This is a genomic window from Vreelandella boliviensis LC1 (assembly GCF_000236035.1).
Lineage (GTDB): Bacteria > Pseudomonadota > Gammaproteobacteria > Pseudomonadales > Halomonadaceae > Vreelandella > Vreelandella boliviensis.
In genome coordinates, this window is the sequence record NZ_JH393257.1 from 1550400 (window position 1) to 1569170 (window position 18771).

Consider the following 18771-nt stretch of genomic DNA (forward strand, 5'->3'; position numbering starts at 1 on the left):
CTAACGCTTCAATCAGCCGCCGCGTTAGCGGTCGGTTGCATTGACTTTTTAGCTTTAATTTTTTCAGGAATTTGAAAGTAAAACTGTGAAAGACTATTAAATTCGTCATATGTATCAGAACATAGATCTTTTCTAATCACTTCGTATAACGCGGTAAACTCGGGGGCTTTGCCGCCTCCCGCAAATTGACTAACGAATTCCACCACTTCTTGTGATGCATACAAAGGCAATCGATTTACCTCTACGCAAAACTTTCGATTTGCCAGAATGCCGTCTTCTGTTTCCATGCTATTTATGTATGTAAATTTTATTGAGACAGCCTCTAGAAACATATGATAATAATCTTGTTTTATTTTTCTAGCCTCAGCATTTCGCTGCAACCTAGAATCTTTTAAATACGCCAATTCAGATGCTAAAGCATCGTTTTTTGCCTTTAACTCTGATTTCACATTCTCTATTTTTTTGTCATATTCATGCTTAACAGCATTGGTTAGCCTCGTTTGAATCAGGTGCCTAAATAAAAAGCCTAGAATCCCTAGAAGGGCTGATGAACTTAAAGTAGTGTAGACAATCTCCATAATTTTCCTTTAAAGCTAACAGGTATTAGACAGCCTATCTTATGATTGAATGAACGCGCTGGCACTTTTTCCCGGCAAATGCAGCCTGCCAGATTCTCCCAAGCCTATGATCCTTTAAGCTATTAATTCTCATTAGGCTGTATAGCCAAAATTCGCGCTCCTAGTGCATTTCCAAAAATGGCCGCTCAGGGTCGAGCCCCGACTGTAAATTAACCTTAGCACATGACGAGCATTTATTGAGCCATTCTTTGACCTCCACCTGATGGAGGAACATGCCATGAAAGTTTTGACTGAAATTTCCTGTACACCTACCCCTTGGAACAAAGGCAAGCTGGTTGGGCAGAAGGCGCCTCTACGTCTTCGAGATATCTGGGCCATACGTATTCGCCTACAACTTGCCAAAAAGACGAGAGATCTTGCCCTCTTCAATTTAGCCATTGATAGCAAATTACGGGGCTGCGACCTTGTCAATTTACGAGTACGAGATATAGCCCATGGTGCTTGCATTTCCCCACGAGCCATCGTAATGCAGCAAAAGACACATCGGCCTGTCCAGTTCGAAATTACCGAGCAGACTCGCATCGCTATTATCGACTGGATACAGCTGGCTCAGCTCCGAAGCGAAGACTTCCTGTTTCCTAGCCGAATCAATAGCGCAAAGCATCTTTCAACACGCCAGTATGCCCGTATCGTGAAAGCATGGGTCACTGAAATAGGTCTGGAGGCGTCAGTGTATGGTACGCATACGATGCGCCGCACCAAAGCGTCGCTGATATACCGTCGAACGAAAAATTTAAGGGCAGTGCAACTGCTCCTGGGTCACACAAAGCTGGAAAGCACCGTCAGGTATCTAGGGATAGAGGTCGATGATGCGTTGGAAATGGCAGAACAGACAGAAGTTTAATAAGGACAAACGACGGCCTATCCCGGGCCGTCGTTGTTCGGCCAAGAGCAGTCTTTTAGGCGACACTGATATAACATGAGAACTCAGCCGACAGAAAAACGCGCAGCGTTTTGATGGTTGGGTGCAGCGCATTGTTGGGTGTCATAGCTGCTCGGTGCATGCGATTCTGTAAGCATCAGCAAGCCTTGCCGCACCATCTCGGATTCCTATGAGTTCGGTGTTTGCATCAAACCCGCCTTCGCGCGGCGGAACACGTTGATCGAGTGGAACTTCGCTAGTCCGTAGGCTCGTAACAACATAATGATGAAGCGTAGTGCGGTTTAGAATCTCAGCCTCTGATTCTGCCAAGAAAGGAATTAACTCAGAGGCTCGTCTTTCAAACTCTAGTTGTTCAGCATTTATCTGAGCCGTTGGGACTGCAAGCCCTCCTAGACTCGTATTCCCTACTGGAATGTCGCTGAGCCGAATGGCGTTGAGGTACCCTCTATCGGCGCTGAAATTTATCTCTGCGGCAAGAGTTACGCTGGCCTGGAGCTTTTCGCAGGCGAGCTGTGACCCCTTTGCTCTAAGTTCAACGGCAGCCCTCTCGGTCTCCTCTCTCATCTTTGCTCCTAAAAGCAGATAGGAAGAGGCAGACGTACCAATCGTGGTTGCTATGCTCATAACGACGGTGAGTGCAACGGCCACATGCCAGGGTCGTTTTTCAATTTCCAATACAACGCCTCATGCAGTGAAGTAGATTTATGCTGCCCATCCCCTCAAACACCGGCGCTTTCAGCGTCTGAGTGATTTGACTTGTTAGGGCGCCCTGGCGGTGTAGGAACAGTCGACGACTCTATACCTTCCTTAATCCACAAAGACCACTGCCTTAGTATTCCACCATTCCTTGTTTTTGAACCCTCGGACCAATTTAGATTATATTCATCCGAAATTTGAGCTGCGATATTTTTTACACTTATGCCCGGTTCGACTTGCACAATTTCGATGCATCTCAATAGCGAATTTTCGTTCTTCGCTGCAGCCCATATTGCCTCTTTAGCTCCGCCAGATTTTGAAATTGAATCAGTGTTTATAAAAATAAAGCCATCAGTTACAGTTACTAGCTCGAACCTCTTAAGAACAGAAAGTTCATTCCTCCCTATTGTTTCGATTTTGGCTCCTGAGCTAGGGATCGAGCTAAGAGCAGTAAAGGCGGCGAAAGGAGACGCAGAAACGGAGAATACCTTTCCGCGTTGCTTACCACGCCGCGCTAGGCCAGCTCTGTCTAAAATAGCGCCCCCGGTGTCTTGCACAACCAGATCGTTTCCAGCACGTAATAGAAACCCGCTGTAAATGAGGTAGTTTGTTAATCTATTAGAATACGTATTCCAAGTTTTCTCGCCAAATTTGGCTTTTGGTATACATTCTCTAAAGGTGTCACGAACAATACTGGGGGATATGGTTTTACCAGAATAACTTTTAAATAGCGCTACCTTTAGAGAGTGTTTAGCCAGAGTTTCACGTAGAAGCCTCAATATAGCGCCTTCATCATTTGATCCAAGCTTATTACTTATCTTAAAGGAGGTGCCTTCCCGCTCTGCCAAACCAAGCATCACTAGATCTGCACCAATATTCCATATTGTCTTTTCATTAAGTCCTACACTATTCCCAATATGTACGGAGTCGGAAAATTCATTAACTTTTAGCTTGGTGCATATATTTAGAACAGAAGACGGGTCTGATGTCGGTATGTAGTTATAAGGCACAACGGGAACCCGTCCCGTTAACAGGTAATCTTTAAAAATATCCCAGTACACATTTAGTCGATCACCACTCTTTATGATCAATCGCTTGTGTACAAGGTTGTTCAGAACAGTCGTACCGGACGTTTCAATAATTTCACTCCAGTCAGCAGGTGCCTTCTGGGCAATAAGTTTCAGGCATGCCAGCTCGTGGGGAGATAGAATATTTATATCCGCTTGAAAAAGGCGCTCGACATCTAAATCGAGGAGAACTGAATCTGCTTTCTCACCCTTCGCTATACTTTCATATAGATTAATGCATAGTTTTTTCAACAGCCATGGGAAACCTTGGCTAACCTCGGTGACTTGATGCCTAATCTCCGCGGATATTTTTTGATTTATTTCTTTCTCGAATTTTGTGATTGATTTTGAAATTTCCCCCCTCTCGAAAACATCTAATCGATATTCTCTTCTGTGGTCAGCTAGTTCATGCCATAGATGATAGGCAGGATGATCTTGTTGAGTAGTACTATCAGTCTTCCATGCAAAACCTAGAACTAAATTGCTTTGGCTGCTTGCAACATCTAGCATTAAATCTTTCGCAGCATTAAATATTCCAAACAATTCTGGCTTGGAGTAAAGTTCTTCAAACTGATCGAATACTAGACAAACAACCTGCTCCCTCCGTTCCAGAGAGCTTAAGTAGTTTTGAATGCTGCTGGAATTTAAAGGCGAACTTGGATCAGTTAGACTAAGCTCAATTTTGTCTCCGAACCCGGTCTTTTGCGCTTCTCTTAAAGAAGCAATTAATGAAGCTGGAATATACGAAGGTTCCCGAGCCCCTCGTATATCGACGGCATAAACAAAATACTTATTTTTATACCGGACATTTCTAGATCTATCTCTAAGCTTTGCAATTAGGGAGCTTTTTCCAAGCCCGGAGTTTCCAGTTATAGCAAATATTCTCGTGCCTGAGTTATCTTTAGCTGAGTCTAAGAAATTTAATATTTCTTTTTGGGTGGAGTCACGCCCTACAAAATCCTTGGGTCGAGCTGGTCGGTAATCATCCCAAGACTCACCAATCTGGACTTGTACAACAGGAGGCAATTTATTTGATAAAGTATTGGCAGTTGCCTTTTCTTCGCTTATTCCCACTCTGAGGTCGTAGTCTGCAATTGTCGTATCTAGAGTGGCTAGGTTTTGGATAGTATCTTCATCACAAATATGTTTGCCACTTGAAGCTCCGTAAATTAGAACCCCATAAGGTGTGCCGCCCTTCAGGGTATATACGCACCAGTACACACCATATTCACATAGTAGAAGAGTCCAATCTCCCAATTCTTCCGGAGTTTCAACAACCTCTCTTGCTGAGAGCACTGGCGGCTCACTAATAATCGATGAACTCTTCAGAGCCTCAATGATTACTTTAGGGTAATAGAAGCTTAATCTTTCTGATTTTTCTTTAGGCTTTGACTTCCAGTTCTCAACAAAACCCTTAGCGTCTTTGGTAAATTCCGATGTTGATATAATCCACCCCTCAGAATATTCTTCACAATCTACTGTGCCCCAAAGTTGTCTCAGAACAGGTGCTGATACTGGGTCTTTTTGGGCCTTACATTCAACATATATTTCTTTCCCGTTCACTCTATGTTTACATAGGAGATCCAGTTCAGCACCGACTATTCTTATTTCTTCAACAACATCGTAGTTTTGTGCTAACAACAGTTTCTTGGCTAGTTCTTCTAGAAGATCGCCTTTTGCTTTATTGCTACTGCCTTTTTTGCATGCAACATCAATTTTCATTTCACGTCCTATAACAGTATCTATGCCTGCCGAGCGATTTCGTTCTGTGAATCTGTTAAGGCCCTGACAGCGCCTTAGATAAGGCGTCCGATGATTGGATGAAAGTGCGATCACGCTTGTCCGAAACATGCAGCCTGCCAAATTATCCCAAGCCTATGGTCTTTAGGATATTAATTTTAATTAAGATATGTCAAAAATTCGCGCACCTGCTGCATTTTTAGGAATGACCGCTTTGGGCCGTTTTCAGTCTTATGCTGCATAGCTATACGCTGCCTTTTAGCTTTCGGGCACGAGCTCAATTCTCTACTGAACTTAGCCTAGCACAAGCTGCTGAAGCGAGCGGAGGCTCGCCAGCTTTTCTGTTCAACGCTCCTTCTTAGGGCTCGTAACATTTACCAGCGTTGGCAGGTGTGCGGCAGGCGCAGCCTTGATTAGATGGGAACTGGTGGGCAGAGACAACATGCTGAGCAGACAAAAAAACCGCATAAGCTTGAGGAAGGCAAGAGGCGGGGGCATGTGCTTATGGCCATCACGCTGTTAGCTGCCAGTGCGATGGAAGCAGATGAGAAGAGGCTAAATGCTAGATCAAGCACAAGACTTAAGCCGACATAAAGTCGTTCCAGCACCTTACCCAATAGTTGTGCTTATCCATGACGGTATTCCACACCGCGATGCGGCTCATTCTTGCTTGGTAGTCTCCGCCGTCGCGGATTTCGCCTCGATGAATCAAATCTGAGGTGCTGTCGGGGCCTGGAAGGCTTTTGGCGGCAGATTTGCCGACATACCAAAAGTCCCACTCTGCAGCGGATAGGTGAGGGCGCTTCATAGGAAGCGCCCTCAAGGTAACGGTAAAGAGGATGCGTTACTTAAAACTCGACGGTCGCCGAAAGCTTGAAGGTGCGCGGTTCGCCTTGAATCAAATAATTTGCAAAGGACGTCGAGGCGCCTGACCAGTAATCTTCGTCGGTAACGTTGTCGATGCCTGCGCGCCAGATCCAATCAGCGCCACCGACCGGTGTGGTGTAGCGCAGGCCAAGATCAAGGCGTGTCCAGGAATCCAGCTCCAAGTCGTTGGCTACATCGGCGTACTGCGAGCCCGTGTGCAGGACGCGACCAGTGGCAGTGAGACGCTCGACGAAGGGCGTGTCCCATTCGCCACCGAGCACAAAACGATACTCAGGAACGCCCGTGGCGTCATTTCCTTCGTTGCCATCCTGTGTTTTGGTGAGTTCGGCATCTATCCAGGTCGCGCTGCTGAACAGGCGCACTCCTGTCGTCGGCTCACCGTAAAGGCTTAGCTCCAGGCCGCGATTACGCTGCTCGTTATCCAGGTTGCCGACGCCATCGACGACCGCTGAAGAGGGCAGCTCAATCTGGAACAGACTAATGCCGCCACCCAAGTGACCATAGTCGAACTTAGCGCCCACCTCGTGCTGCTCGGCATGGGCAATGCCCAAGTGCTGACCATAGTTCAGCGCTGCAGTATCGCTGACCGTGCCGCCATTCTGCAAAGCTTCGACGTAGTTGGCGTAGAGCGAGATATTATCCGTGGTCTTGAACACCGCGCCGACGGCGGGGGTTACTCGACGATCAGCATAGCGATTACTGTTGCCGTCGTTAGGACGTTCGTCGATCTCGAGTTCCTGATAGCGTGCTCCCAGCGTCAGCAACAGTCGGTCATCGATGAATCCAAGCGTGTCGCTCAGCGTGACCCCTTGGGAGCGTTGGCGCGTCACGCCACCCCCCACGAAAGGCGTGCCATCCGGGCGAGATAAATCGGCGGGATCGTAGATGTTGGTCGTGCCTGCCGCGAGGGAATTCCAGTCCGTGTCGAACTTGCGATAGGCGCTAGAGTAGCCAACGGTGATGTCATGGCTAACCGGGCCGGTCAGCACGTAGCCACGGAGCCCCGCTTGGCTGGCGACGTTGTCGATATGGTTGTCGGTCTCGAAGTCGTTGACCGTGGCGTTCCCCGCGTCATCGGTAAGGAGCGGAGTCGCCGACACGATGCCTTCGTGCGTGCGGTTACCCCCTAAGGCCGCGAAAGCGGTCCAGGAGTTGGTGAGGTCATATTCGCCCCTGACCATGCCGAAATTGGTTTCTAGCTCGGTTCCACCGAAAGAAGGGGTGTAGTTCAACGAGGAGTCTGGCGCAGTGGGCACCCGAGTGACCGCGCCGGTTCTGACACTTGAACGGCCGCCATCCAGGGTGAACTTTTGATGACCGACATCGAACAATATTCGGCCTTGATCCCCACGGTAGTCGAGTCCAACGACGAAGGAGGTATCGCGCTGGGTTTCGTCATCAATGGCGGTATCACCGCGGCCGCGGGTGGCACTTACTCGTGCTCCCCATTGCTGCTGATCCCCGTAACGCTGGCTAGCATCGACGCCCACTTCGCCGTAGCCATCGGAGCGATAACCACTGGATAGTTTGAGCATCGGGTCATCCCCCGCATGCTTGGGCTCTATGTTGACGGTGCCACCGATACCGCCGCTCCCGCCGATGGGAATGCCCGACGTAAAGGCGCTGGCGCCTTTGAAGACTTCGACGCGCTCGGCAAGGTCGCTGTTGATGATTTGGCGTGGCAGCACGCCGTAGAGGCCGCCATAAGCCACGTCGTCACCGGTCAGGCTAAAGCCGCGTACCTTGTACGCTTCGCCATAGATGCCAAAGCCTAGCCCTACCGATACCGAGGCATCGTTTTGCAGGGTATCGCCCAGTGTTTGAGATTGCTGATTTTCCATCAGCTCACTGGTATAACTGATGACGTTGAAAGGCACGTCCATCGCGTCTTTTTCACCGACCAGTCCTACGCGGCCACCCGCCGCGATTTGGCCACCGGCGAAGGCCGGAGGTGGCGTATCTCCATAGGTCGGTACGGAGCCCGTTACGGTGACGGTATCCAGGGGCTGATTGGCAGCACTCGTCTGCGCCCAGGTGGTCGCGGGTGTGATACCCATCGCGATCAGCACCAGCGCGCGCAGAAGCCGTGCTTTGCGCGCTGTGTTGGAGGTGTTCCCAAGAGGCATAGTGTCGATCCTATCGTTTTTACAGCAGCGCACAGCCGCTGCATTTTTATGCAGCCGATGTAAGAAAGCGGAGGTTTGGCCGTCGTGCCATGATCACCTTTCCGACATGGATGTATATGATAAACAAAATGAGATGTATTAACATATGCGGATGACATTTTTCCGTACTGCCTTGCAAAAAATGCGTATTGACGTCTAAATGTGTTCCCGTTTTTCTGATGCTCTCGCTGCTATGTGCCACCGGTCGATGCTCTCTTTCTTGGCCCGCTGCTGTTTAACAGCCGCTTGCTTGCTGCCCTTGTCGAGTGCCCACGCGCAGTGGGCCACCATCAACTGGACCATTGCCGAAACGCTACTGGCCATTGACGCGCCGCTGAGTGGTACCGCTCAACAAAATGGCTACCATGAGTGGGTAGGGGAGCCAAGGCTCCCCGACGGCGTTGCAGATCTTGGCCTGCGATCACAGCCCAACCTCGAGCTCATGGCGCAATCGCCACCGACGCAAACGTTCATTTCGCCGATGTTCGCTAGTTTGACAGAGCGTCTGGAGAGAATTGCCCCGGTCACGTCGTTTTCCCCCTATTCACCCGGCACTCATACCTGGCAAGAGATACAAACACTCACCCGTCAGCTAGGTGAGTTAACCGGCCACCGGCTGCAGGCAGAGCAGCTAATCAACGAAACGCATGCGTTGATGGACACGCTTAGCCAACAGCTCCCTGATGCACCGCCGCTGCTGATGGTGCAATTCATGGATGCCCGTCATGTCAGGGTTTTTGGCGACAATAGTCTCTATAATGCCGTGCTTGAACGAATCAATTTGACCAATGCCTGGGATCGGCCCACCAATGCCTGGGGATTTTCACTCGTGGGTATCGAAGCGCTCTACGACTATCCTGAGGCCACGCTGGTCGTTGTCGAGCCGGTGCCCGCTGGGGTCGAAGACACGCTGGCGAAAAGTGGTTTATGGCAACATTTACCCAGCGTTAAAAACGCCAAGCTATTGCGCTTACCGCCGGTATGGAGTTTTGGCGCGCTGCCTTCTGCTCAACGCTTTGCTCGGGAGCTGGTTTCTGCCCTGCGACCTTGATATTCCTTTTTTTGAGGGCAGTTATGGCGGGCGACTAGAGGCTTTCGATGCCGACCCGGCCGCGCACCATATCGGAAGAGGCTTGATCCTGGTTGTTCCAGAAAGCGCGAAAGTGTTGCTGACACTTAAGGTTGATAAGGCAGCCAATCAGGCTGCCGATCTCTGCCAGGCTTAGATTGCTCAGGTCTTCGAACTCGGCCAGCCCCGCTGCTTTGGCTGCCAGTGCGGGTCAATGGCGCCGATGGCGCTGTCATTTTGCAGGCTGACCATGCCTTTCCAGCGCTTGTCCAACAACCAGCGCCAGCTCTCTTGGTTGATATCCAGCCTTTTAGGGAGCATGTGCGTAACACCGATGGTACGGCGCGGCATGACAGTGAATCTCAATGTCGTGGCTAGGCCCGATTATCAAGTCTTCGCGGGGCGTGTAATGCGCTTGAGCTCCAGATAAGCGCCCAGACCCAAATCGCCCAATTCGCGACCGATGCCACTGCGCTTCATACCGCCCCAACTGCCCTGGGGCGGCGCAATCTGATCGCTGTTGCACCATACGTTGCCTGCCTCCAGTCGCCGGGCGATGGTCTCGGCGCGGTCAGCGTCGCCAGCTACTACCGTGGCGGCCAAACCGAAGTCGCTGTCGTTGGCCAGGGCAATGGCTTCAGCGTCGTCGGCCACGCTGCGTGCGCAAAGCAGTGGGCCAAAGATCTCCTCCTGCCACAGGCGGCTAGTGGTGGGCACTTCGCGATATAGGCGCGGCGCCACGAAAAAGCCCTGCTCGGGCAAAGTGAGAGCTGGCGTCTCGCTACTCAGCCCCTCCTCATTGGCTAGGGCCATATAGCTCTGTACCCGTTCTCGCTGGGTAGCGTTGACCAGTGGCCCCATGTCGGTCTCTATCGCCTGGGGGTCGCCTAGGCGTAGCGCTGCCATAGCGGCGTCAATGGCTGCATAAAGGTCATCTGCCAGGCGCTCATGAACCAGTAGTCGACTGGTGGCCGAACACATCTGGCCAGCGTTATAGCAGATGCCAGCCATCACCAGGTCCCGAGCAAGTCCGAGGTCGGCATCTTCGGTGACCAGAATCGCGGACTTGCCGCCCAGCTCCAGTGAGACCGGCCTGACACCCTGGGCTGCGGCGCGCATCACCGCTTCGCCCACCGCGTTGCTGCCGGTGAAGGATAACTTGTCAATACTGGGATGGCGGCTCAGCGGGGCGCCGATGCCCTCACCGTCGCCTAGCAGTAGATTGAAGACGCCGGGTGGCAGGCCTGCCTCCATGACAATCTCCGCCAGTATCTGCTCGGGCAGAGGGGTAACCTCGGAGGGTTTGAACACCACCGTGCAGCCAGCGGCAAGCGCTGGCGCCAGTTTCCAGGCACTACTGACCAACGGGAAGTTCCAGGGGGTGATCAGTCCCACCACACCGATGGCATCCCAGTAGTGACGCGCTTCCAGGTCGGGTTGACCCGCATCTTCAACGGTTCCCTGGCGCTGACCCAGAGCGACGGCGGCCTTGGCGTAGTAGCGGTAACAGGCAATGGCATCGTCCAGGTCTTGGTAGGCTTCCGCCAGAGGTTTGCCATTGTTGCGGCTGGAGAGTTCAGCGAGGGCCTGGCGGCGGGTTTCAAGCCCTGCTGCGATGGCCTCCAGATACTCGCCTCGGCCTGCCTCCGGCGTGGCTCGCCAGTTGGGCAGGGCGCGCTGGGCTGCCGCCACGGCGAGATCGACGTCTGCCGGATCACCGCAGGTCATCTCGGCCAGAAGGGATTCGTGATAGGGGTCGTGCACCGGCCGACACGTCTTGCTTCGGCTCGGCACCCAGGCGTTGTCGATAAACTGTTCGTTCAGGGTGTCTTGGCGCGTGTTTATGAACGTGTCTTTGGAAGCGGGCATGGGATATTGTCCTGTTTAGCGAATTGGCAGCCAGCGGCGTTGAGTCGGTTGCATACCGGGAAAGTTGATCTCTACAAGACGTAGCACCAGCGTTAGCACCACGGTGGTAGCCAAGTAAATGCCGGCGATCAGTAGCAGGGGTTCGTAGACCAGGAAGGTCTCGTCGCGGATGATATTGGCCGCTTGTAATAAATCCATCAGGGCAATAGTGGAAACCAGCGGGATCGACTTGAGTAGCAGGATCATTTCGCCAGTAAGCGTGGGCAGGCAGAGCTGGATGGCACGGGGTAGCCACAGCCGGGTAAGCACCTGGAAACCAGAGAGGCCGAAGGCGCGGCCCGCCTCCAGTTCGCCCTGGGGGACGCTTTGCATGGCGCCGCGGATCACTTCGCCAGAGTAGGCGCCTACGCTTAGAATGAAAGTCACCGCAGCGAAGAAGAAGGGGTTGCGTAGCAGTGGCCACATGAACGTTTCTTGTATGCCCGGCACGCCTTCCATCAGGTGCCCCACGCCGTAGTAAAAGAAGAATAGCTGCACCAGCAACGGGGTGCCGCGCATCACGGTGGTAAAAGCCCAAATCAGCCATGCCAAGGGCCGCGGCCCGCGCAATCTGGCCAGTGCCACTAACACGGCGAGAAACAGGCCGCCCACCGCAGAGACCAGCAGCAGCCACAGCGTATTGACAAAACCTTCCCATAGATAGCGTTGGTAGAACGGATCACTCAGCCAGGTAAAGTCCATGTCAGGCCTCCGTGGGTTGGCCACGGCGCACGTAACGCTCGAGGCGGGTGAAAAGTGCCGTGGAACTCAGGGTTATCAGCAAGTAAATGACACCGGCGGCTGCATAGAAAAGAAAGTAAGCGCGGCTACTGGCGGCAGCCTGCTGAATGGTGAAAAAAAGCTCGTTGAAACCGATCACACTGATCAAAGCGGTGTCCTTGATTAAAATCAGCCAGAGATTAGACATACCCGGTAGGGCGTTGGGTAGCATCCCCTGCAGCACGATGCGGTGAAAACGGGCCCAACGCGAGAAGCCAAAGGCATCGGCGGCCTCCAACTGGCCGCGGGGGATGGCCAGGATGGCACCGCGGAATACCTCGGTCATATAGGCGCCTTGAACGAAAGCCAGCACGCCAACGGCAGTGGCGAAGCCGGTGATCTGTACGGCACCGGCCATGCCCAGATACGCCAGCAGGGAATCCAGTGCCTGGGCGCCGGCATAGTAGAGCAAGATGATCAGCAGCAGTTCGGGCACGGCTCGGATGAGGGTGGAGTAAGCGGTGGCTAGGCTGCGCAACGGTGCCCAGGGACTGAGCTTGGCGCCAGCGCCTAGTAGCCCAAGTAACAGGCCGATGGCGTAAGCCAACACGGCGATCTGCACCGTGGTCAGCGCCCCGCCCAGGATGGGGCCCGCCCAATCGATGAGCCCCTCTGATGTCATCGCAGTCATGGTTGTTGCTTTCCTCGGTCACGGAACAGTTAGTCACAGAAAAGAACCCCCAACGCCAGTGGCGCCGGGGGATATAGCAAGCGTTTTAGTGAACGTGGTTCAGTCGTAGACGCAGACGTCGGTGCCCAGGTACTGCTCGGAAAGGCTGGCGCAGGTGCCGCCTTCGATCACTGTGGCGATGGCGGCATTAAGCGCTTCGCGTAGTGCGTCCTCCCCTTGACGAAGGCCGATGCCGATACCCTCACCGTAGGCCTCGTGAAGCGGCGCGGTGGCCTTGATCTCAAAGGCTTCCGCTTCGTTGCGATCCAGGAACTGCATCATGGCAATCTCGTCGGCAAGGATCACGTCTAGTCGTCCTGATAGCAGGTCATTGTTGACTTGCTCGGCCTGATCATAGAGGCGGATATCCACACCGCTGTCGCGTAGCGCTCGGCGGGCATAGGTGGCGTTGGTGGTGGCCGACTGTACGCCCATCACCAGGCCGTCCAGGCCGTCGGGAATATCGAGCACCTGGTCGCTGGTGGCGACATAGGCGCCTGGTGTGAAGTAGTAGGGGCGAGTAAAGTCGATGACCCGCTTGCGCTTATCGGTGATCGACATGGAGTTCATGATCATGTCGATGCGCCCGGCGTTGAGCGAAGGAATGATGCCGCTCCAGCCGGTGGGCGCGATTTCACACTCGCGGTCCATGGCCGCGCAGAAGGCGTGGGCCAGTTCTACCTCGAAACCGGTCCAGTCACCGCTGGCAGCCTTGTAGGTGAACGGTGGGTAGGGTTCACCGGAGATACCTACCTTGAGGGGCTCGGCGGCCTGGGCAGTGTGGCCGAGGCCAAGCGCGGTCACGGCAATAGCAATCATCATGGGGCATTTCATGGTCTTCTCCTGTTAGGTCGGTTCTTGTGATGGCGGTTCTTGTAATAGCAGTTCTTGTAATGGTTGCTTGTGGAGCTATCAGGCCGCGGGCGCCATAAACTGGCGACAGCGGGGATCCGCGAAGACGTCTTCAGGGGTGCCCGAACAGGCGATTTGGCCCTGATCGAGATAGACCAACTGGTCGGAGACCTCACGGGCGAAATGCATTTCGTGGGTGACCAGTAGCATGGTGCGGCCCTCGTCAGCGAGGCCACGGATCACCCCAAGCACCTCGTTGACGCGCTCTGGATCCAGCGCCGAGGTGGGTTCATCGAAGAGCAGCAGACGTGGCTCCATCGCCAGGGCTCGGGCAATGGCCACCCGCTGCTGTTGGCCACCGGAGAGAAAGGCAGGGTAAGCGTCGCGCCGGTCGGCCATACCTACCCGCTCTAAATAGTGCTCACCCAAAGCCGTAGCCCGCTTACGAGAGAGCTTCTTGACCCGCATAGGCGCTTCGATGACGTTGCCGAGCACTGTCAGGTGAGGCCACAGGTTGAACTGTTGGAAGACCATGGTGACTTTGCCGCGTAGCCGTTGCAGCTGGCGACGGTCGAGACCGATGATGTCGCCCTGGGGATTGCGGTCGAAACGAATCGCCTCATCCGCAATCGCTAGTTCGCCCTGGTCAGGTCTTTCCAATAGGTTCATGCAGCGCAATAAGGTGCTTTTGCCGGAGCCGCTGGCGCCGATAATTGAAGTAACGCTGCCTTCTGGCACTTCCAAGGAGACGCCCTTGAGCACCTCTAGCTCGCCAAAATGTTTGTGAAGGTGATTAGCCATCACCGCCGGTACGGGGGCAGCGTGGGGAGGAGATACAGGTGAAAATGATGATGTCATAGGCAATCGGCCTCCGTGGCCGGGGTAGGTGACAGTTCGACCCGAGCACGTTCGGCGCAGGCTGCCAAGCGAAGGCTGGCGGCGGTGAGGTGCTCGGCCTCCACGGTCAGGCTGAGCCGCACAAAGCCCGCTGCTGAAGGCCCAAACGCTTCACCGGAGAGCACCGAGATGCCTTCCTCGTCGAGTAGGCGATCAGCAAAGGCTTGGGAAGAGAGGCCCGTGGCGCGAACATCCACCATCAGAAACATTCCGGCAGGCGGACGGATAGCGGTTACCGACGTGCTTTTGGCGAGCGCTTCACAGACAGCGTCGCGGCGTGCCCGATAGGTCTCACGCATGGCGTGCAACTCGGCGGGCGGTGTCTGAAGGGCATCGCAGGCAGCGTCCTGAATAAAGTCCGGGCAGCCGTAAAGCATGCATAGCGCCAAGTGGGTGAGGTGCTCAATCAGCGCTTCGGGGCCCAGTACCCAGCCCAGCCGCCAGCCGGTCATGGCGTGCGACTTTGAGAGGCTGCTGACGATCACGCTGCGTTCGGCCATATCGGGCAGCGTGGCGGGGCAAAGGTGCTCGCCCTCAAAAATCAACTCGGCGTAGACCTCGTCGGCGATCAACCACAAGTCGTGGCGTTGGCACAGTGCGGCGATGGCTTCCCAGGTGTCGGCGTCGATCAACTGGCCGGTGGGGTTGTGAGGGCTATTGAGCAATATCGCCCGGGTGCGGGGCGTGATGGCGGCCTCCAGGGCGACCGGGTCGAGGCGAAAGTCTGCCTTGCTGTGAAGCGGCACCTGCACCATCTCAGCGCCGGTGGCTCGCAGCACGGCTTCGTAGGTGACGTAGCTGGGTTCAGGCACCAGGACTTCGTCGCCGGGATCCAGCAGGCACTGGGCGGCGGCGTAGAGGCCGCACTGCGCGCCGGCCATGACAATCACGTTATCAGGGCCCACATCGAGGCCCTGGCGGCGGTAGCCAGCGGCGATGGCTTGACGCAGTGCTAACTTGCCCTGCACGTCTGGGTAGTGGGTGGCACCACCACGCAGGCTGGCCACGGCGCTCTCAACTATCGGCGTCGGGGTGGCGAAATCCGGGTCACCCACCGAGAGCACGGTGATGTCCTCGCCAGCAGCCTGGCGGGCCAGGGCGCGGTAGTGAATATCCCAGGCCGCAGCGCCCTCGCCGGCAATGCGCTCGGTTAGTCGTGAATAGTGCATAGGATGCCTTTGTTGGTTCTGATTAGGAGGAATTCTTAGCGTTATTCAGCCGCCGTAGTTCGGCCTGCCAGGCTCTATCACTGCCAGCGGGGCTTGCCGCCCAAGTTGCGTACTGTTGGGCTACGTATTCGGCCATGGAAGGCGATACCAAACGCAGTGTCTGGCCGGTAGCCTGAGCCGCTAACTGTGCCTGGCAACTACGCTCCAGGTTGCGCATGCGCAGGAAAGCGTCGCCTACGCTTGCGCCACAGGTCAGTAACCCGTGTTGACGCAGGATCATGGCCGAATGATCGCCCAGATCGTCAGCCAGGCGCTGGCGTTCATCGAGTGCCAGCGCAATGCCTTCGAAGTCGTGGTAGGCCAGCCGATTGTAGAACTCCAGCGACCATTGGTTGAGCGGCAAAAGGCCCTCCTCAAGACAGGAGAGCGCAACGCCAGCCACGGTATGGGTGTGCAGTACGCAGTTAACGTTGGGTCGGGCGGCATGCAGAGCGCTGTGTATGGTAAAACCGGCCGGGTTGATGCCCAGTCCCGTAGGGTCGTCGAGCACCTTGCCGTCGGCGTCTACCGTCACCAGACTGTCGGCGCGCACCTCGGAGAAACGCAGGCCGTAAGCGTTAAGCAAAAAGCGCTCACCGGGAAGACGCGCCGAGATATGCGTATCGATACCGTCGTCCATGCCGTCTAGGGCGATCAGTCGATAAGCAGCGGCCAAGTCCCGGCGAACCTCATCCTCCTGAGTAGCATTGGCACTCATAGGCTGCCTTTTACTGCGGCGTGGGCTTCCTTGCCGTCGTAGGTGGTGACACCTTCCAGAAAGCTTGCGACACGCTCAGGGTGTTGTTCAATCCACTCTCTGGCAACCTCATCAAGATCTCGCTCTTCCAGGCTGAAGGCACTGATAAACTCGCTTTGCTCATCGGCGGAGAGGGTGAACTGGTCGAGCAGGCGGGTTAGGTTGGGATTGGCCTCGGTGTAACGTTTAGCAACGATGGTTTTAACATCGCTTTGCCCGTTATTCTTGCCGAAGACGCTCTCTGGATCATCCAGGATACGCACGTCGTACTCGGGGATCATCCAATGGGGCGTCCAGCCGTAAAAGAGAATCCAGCGATCCTCGTTTACGGCGGCGGCTACCTCACTAAGCATGCCCGGCGTGGATGATGGCATCCCGTCCCAGTCGCCAAGGCCATAGGTATCTGTATCGATGGCGTTCTCGAGCATGTCAGTGACTGTGGAGCCACTCTCGATGCTGTAGACACGGTGGTCAAAGCGTTTGGCAGTTTCAGGATCGGCCAACTGTTCGGCGCTGGTCACTCCCGCCTCATAGACGTAGCCCGGCACCGCGAACCCCATGCGAGCCCCTTCCACATTGTTGCCCAGATCAACAATCGCACCGGCCGCCATGGTGGCGTCGTAGCTTTCCTGCTGGGCAGGCAGCCAGCCGGCCAGGAAGGCATCAGCTTCGTCGCTCTGCAGCGTCTGGTAGCCCACTGTCGAGCTGACTTCCAGTGTCTCGACGCGATATCCCAGCGGCTCCGCTAGCTGGGCGAAGATTTCTGACTTGACGGTGACTCCCGGCCAGGGGGGAACGATGAGACGCAGTTCATCGCTGGCATCCTGGGCCGCCTGGGCAATTAGCGGCAGTATGCCGATCAGTGTCATGGTGGTTAAAAGGGTTGTTTTACGCATGTCAGGGTCCTTGTGTGTCGATTAGTCGATCTATTATTGATGGCTTTTGCTATTTACACAGTGTTCATCCAGGTTGTGGCATCCACTTCGATCAGCAGCGGTGAGTTGTCATCTGCCAGCTGTGCGAGTGCCTTACCCAGGGACGCAGGGTCGCCTACTGCGCGGTAGCGGCAGTTGAACGCACTGGCCAAGTCGGCAAAGCCCGGCGCCGTCAAGTCGACGCCCAACTGTGGTACCGCGTGCATGGCCATGTAGCGGCGAATTTCGTCATAGCCTTGGTTGTTCCAGATCAGCACCGCTACTGGGTAGGGCAGGTCACGGGCAGTGCCCAGCTCGCCGAGCACAAACTGCACACCTCCGTCCCCCACCAGAGCGACTACCGGTCGTTCTGGGCAAGCCAGGGCGGCCCCGAGGGCAGCCGGCAGGCCATAGCCCAAGGTCCCGTAGCCCGTCGCCGAGTTGAACCAGCAGCGCGGCGCGGGTAACGAAGCCAGGAAATTACCGGCATACACCGGCCCGGTGGAGTCGCCCACCAAGATGGCGTCGGGAAGCGTGGCCTGCAGCGTGGCGAAGAGCGGCACATAGGGGGCCAGATCGGGATCTTCATGCAGGGCCAGCGCCTGAAGAGTCGCAGCGGCGCGTCCATCAGCCTCGCGGCGGTGGGGCAGTGCCTGTAACAGCGCGGCCATGGTCTCCCCAGCATCGGCGACCATGGACAGGTCTGCACGCTGGTTGCGGCCCAGCTGCTGGGGATCGATGTCGACTCGAATGAGCTGTCCGTTGAGGTGGAAGCCGTCATCAAACACCAGATCGTAGTCGGTTTCGCCCAGCTCGGTGCCCAGCGCCAGAATGACATCGGCATCGGCCGCCAGGGCACGTGCGGCGGGCAGACTCATGGTGGCCCCCAGATCGAGCGGGTGGTTCAGCCCCAGCACACCCTTGGCGTTGATGGTCGTCAAGGTCGGCGCCTGCAGCCGTTCTACCAGAGCGCGGGCAGTCTCGGGGGCCGCCACGCAGCCGCCGCCCAGCAGCAATAGTGGGCGTTCGGCTTGGCTGAGCCATTTGGCGGCGCGAGCAGTGGCAGGGGGCGCTGGTGCCGGGGGAAATACCTCAATCGGACGCGGCAGGTGATCGGCCACCGGGGCATCAAACAGGTCGATGGGGATTTCGATGTGCACTGGCCCTGGTCGTGCACCGCGAAAGGTGGCAAAGGCGCGGGCGATGATCTCCGGCAGGGCGGCTGGGTCGTGCAAGGTGTGGCTAAAAACACTCACGCCCGCCAGGGTTTGTTGCTGGTTTGGCAACTCATGGAGCCGCCCCTGGCCACGCCCTAGCGTGTTGCGGCGGTTGACGCTGGAGATCACCAGCATGGGTACCGAGTCGGCCAGTGCCTGGCCCATCGCCGTGGCGATATTGGTCATGCCGGGACCGGTGATGATAAAACAGGCGGCGGGGCGGCCACTGGCGCGGGCGTAGCCGTCGGCCATAAAGCCTGCGCCCTGCTCATGGCGCGGGGTGACATGGCGGATTGGGCTCGCGCCCAGGGCGCGGTAGAGCTCGATCGTGTGCACCCCGGGGATGCCAAAGACGGTGTCCACGTCATAGGCCTCTAGGGTTCGCAGCAGCAACTGGGCGCAGGTCTGGCTCATCGTAGCGC

General features: G+C 55.5%; 17 protein-coding genes. 2 read left to right on the forward strand and 15 right to left on the reverse strand.

Features of this window, described 5'->3' with window-relative positions; genetic code table 11:
* Positions 1-8 precede the first annotated feature (8 nt).
* Positions 9-578, reverse strand: a complete 570-nt coding sequence (locus KUC_RS06930) for a hypothetical protein (RefSeq protein ID WP_007112438.1) — start codon at positions 576-578, stop codon at positions 9-11.
* Positions 579-855: 277 nt separating this feature from the next.
* Here KUC_RS06930 and KUC_RS06935 point away from each other — a divergent pair, with 277 nt between their 5' ends.
* On the forward strand, positions 856-1482 hold the full coding sequence (locus tag KUC_RS06935; RefSeq protein ID WP_040479792.1) for a tyrosine-type recombinase/integrase: 627 nt from the start codon (positions 856-858) through the stop codon (positions 1480-1482).
* Between the two features lie 141 nt (positions 1483-1623).
* Here KUC_RS06935 and KUC_RS06940 read toward each other — a convergent pair whose 3' ends face one another.
* From KUC_RS06940 to KUC_RS06955, 4 genes are all read right to left on the reverse strand, one after another.
* Positions 1624-2196: a hypothetical protein gene (locus KUC_RS06940; RefSeq protein WP_141243417.1), complete on the reverse strand. Its 573-nt coding sequence runs from the start codon at positions 2194-2196 to the stop codon at positions 1624-1626.
* A gap of 44 nt (positions 2197-2240) precedes the next feature.
* The gene (locus KUC_RS06945; RefSeq protein WP_040479795.1) at positions 2241-5006 is read right to left on the reverse strand and encodes a restriction endonuclease; all 2766 of its coding nucleotides are present in this window, start codon (positions 5004-5006) and stop codon (positions 2241-2243) included.
* A gap of 598 nt (positions 5007-5604) precedes the next feature.
* Positions 5605-5832, reverse strand: coding sequence for a hypothetical protein (locus KUC_RS06950; RefSeq protein WP_007112442.1), 228 nt, complete (start codon positions 5830-5832; stop codon positions 5605-5607).
* 40 nt (positions 5833-5872) lie between these two features.
* Positions 5873-8038 (reverse strand): TonB-dependent receptor, encoded by a 2166-nt coding sequence (locus tag KUC_RS06955; protein WP_007112443.1) that lies wholly within the window; start codon positions 8036-8038, stop codon positions 5873-5875.
* 247 nt (positions 8039-8285) lie between these two features.
* Between KUC_RS06955 and KUC_RS06960 the strand changes: the two genes are divergently transcribed.
* Entirely contained in the window at positions 8286-9128 is an 843-nt protein-coding gene (locus KUC_RS06960) for an ABC transporter substrate-binding protein (protein ID WP_007112444.1), read from the forward strand.
* 180 nt (positions 9129-9308) lie between these two features.
* Here the strand turns inward: KUC_RS06960 and KUC_RS06970 are convergent, their stop codons facing one another.
* The 10 genes from KUC_RS06970 to KUC_RS07015 form a co-directional block, all read right to left on the reverse strand.
* Positions 9309-9497 (reverse strand): hypothetical protein, encoded by a 189-nt coding sequence (locus KUC_RS06970; RefSeq protein WP_040479800.1) that lies wholly within the window; start codon positions 9495-9497, stop codon positions 9309-9311.
* A gap of 36 nt (positions 9498-9533) precedes the next feature.
* Entirely contained in the window at positions 9534-11015 is a 1482-nt protein-coding gene (locus KUC_RS06975) for an aldehyde dehydrogenase family protein (protein ID WP_050804814.1), read from the reverse strand.
* 15 nt (positions 11016-11030) lie between these two features.
* On the reverse strand, positions 11031-11756 hold the full coding sequence (locus KUC_RS06980) for an ABC transporter permease (RefSeq protein ID WP_007112447.1): 726 nt from the start codon (positions 11754-11756) through the stop codon (positions 11031-11033).
* A 1-nt stretch (position 11757) separates the two neighbouring features.
* Complete coding sequence (locus tag KUC_RS06985; RefSeq protein ID WP_007112448.1) at positions 11758-12465, reverse strand: ABC transporter permease; 708 nt, start codon at positions 12463-12465, stop codon at positions 11758-11760.
* Positions 12466-12564: 99 nt separating this feature from the next.
* The gene (locus tag KUC_RS06990; protein ID WP_040479802.1) at positions 12565-13338 is read right to left on the reverse strand and encodes a transporter substrate-binding domain-containing protein; all 774 of its coding nucleotides are present in this window, start codon (positions 13336-13338) and stop codon (positions 12565-12567) included.
* A 78-nt stretch (positions 13339-13416) separates the two neighbouring features.
* The gene (locus tag KUC_RS06995; RefSeq protein WP_050804815.1) at positions 13417-14214 is read right to left on the reverse strand and encodes an ABC transporter ATP-binding protein; all 798 of its coding nucleotides are present in this window, start codon (positions 14212-14214) and stop codon (positions 13417-13419) included.
* The gene (locus tag KUC_RS07000) at positions 14211-15422 is read right to left on the reverse strand and encodes a pyridoxal phosphate-dependent aminotransferase (RefSeq protein WP_007112451.1); all 1212 of its coding nucleotides are present in this window, start codon (positions 15420-15422) and stop codon (positions 14211-14213) included. Before KUC_RS07000 ends, KUC_RS06995 begins: the two co-directional genes overlap by 4 nt.
* A 22-nt stretch (positions 15423-15444) precedes the next feature.
* Complete coding sequence (locus KUC_RS07005) at positions 15445-16179, reverse strand: class II aldolase/adducin family protein (RefSeq protein WP_007112452.1); 735 nt, start codon at positions 16177-16179, stop codon at positions 15445-15447.
* On the reverse strand, positions 16176-17114 hold the full coding sequence (locus tag KUC_RS07010) for an ABC transporter substrate-binding protein (protein ID WP_007112453.1): 939 nt from the start codon (positions 17112-17114) through the stop codon (positions 16176-16178). Before KUC_RS07010 ends, KUC_RS07005 begins: the two co-directional genes overlap by 4 nt.
* A 53-nt stretch (positions 17115-17167) precedes the next feature.
* Positions 17168-18763, reverse strand: a complete 1596-nt coding sequence (locus KUC_RS07015; protein WP_040479804.1) for a 5-guanidino-2-oxopentanoate decarboxylase — start codon at positions 18761-18763, stop codon at positions 17168-17170.
* Positions 18764-18771: the final 8 nt, after the last annotated feature.

Bases quoted from the DNA above. Each gene is read 5' to 3' on its own strand.
- KUC_RS06930 (WP_007112438.1), bottom strand. From the start codon at position 578: ATGGAGATTGTCTACACTACTTTAAGTTCATCAGCCCTTCTAGGGATT.
- KUC_RS06935 (WP_040479792.1), top strand. From the start codon at position 856: ATGAAAGTTTTGACTGAAATTTCCTGTACACCTACCCCTTGGAACAAA.
- KUC_RS06945 (WP_040479795.1), bottom strand. From the start codon at position 5,006: ATGAAAATTGATGTTGCATGCAAAAAAGGCAGTAGCAATAAAGCAAAA.
- KUC_RS06950 (WP_007112442.1), bottom strand. From the start codon at position 5,832: ATGAAGCGCCCTCACCTATCCGCTGCAGAGTGGGACTTTTGGTATGTC.
- KUC_RS06955 (WP_007112443.1), bottom strand. From the start codon at position 8,038: ATGCCTCTTGGGAACACCTCCAACACAGCGCGCAAAGCACGGCTTCTG.
- KUC_RS06960 (WP_007112444.1), top strand. From the start codon at position 8,286: ATGCTCTCTTTCTTGGCCCGCTGCTGTTTAACAGCCGCTTGCTTGCTG.
- KUC_RS06970 (WP_040479800.1), bottom strand. From the start codon at position 9,497: ATGCCGCGCCGTACCATCGGTGTTACGCACATGCTCCCTAAAAGGCTG.
- KUC_RS06975 (WP_050804814.1), bottom strand. From the start codon at position 11,015: ATGCCCGCTTCCAAAGACACGTTCATAAACACGCGCCAAGACACCCTG.
- KUC_RS06980 (WP_007112447.1), bottom strand. From the start codon at position 11,756: ATGGACTTTACCTGGCTGAGTGATCCGTTCTACCAACGCTATCTATGG.
- KUC_RS06985 (WP_007112448.1), bottom strand. From the start codon at position 12,465: ATGACTGCGATGACATCAGAGGGGCTCATCGATTGGGCGGGCCCCATC.
- KUC_RS06990 (WP_040479802.1), bottom strand. From the start codon at position 13,338: ATGAAATGCCCCATGATGATTGCTATTGCCGTGACCGCGCTTGGCCTC.
- KUC_RS06995 (WP_050804815.1), bottom strand. From the start codon at position 14,214: ATGACATCATCATTTTCACCTGTATCTCCTCCCCACGCTGCCCCCGTA.
- KUC_RS07000 (WP_007112451.1), bottom strand. From the start codon at position 15,422: ATGCACTATTCACGACTAACCGAGCGCATTGCCGGCGAGGGCGCTGCG.
- KUC_RS07005 (WP_007112452.1), bottom strand. From the start codon at position 16,179: ATGAGTGCCAATGCTACTCAGGAGGATGAGGTTCGCCGGGACTTGGCC.
- KUC_RS07010 (WP_007112453.1), bottom strand. From the start codon at position 17,114: ATGCGTAAAACAACCCTTTTAACCACCATGACACTGATCGGCATACTG.
- KUC_RS07015 (WP_040479804.1), bottom strand. From the start codon at position 18,763: ATGAGCCAGACCTGCGCCCAGTTGCTGCTGCGAACCCTAGAGGCCTAT.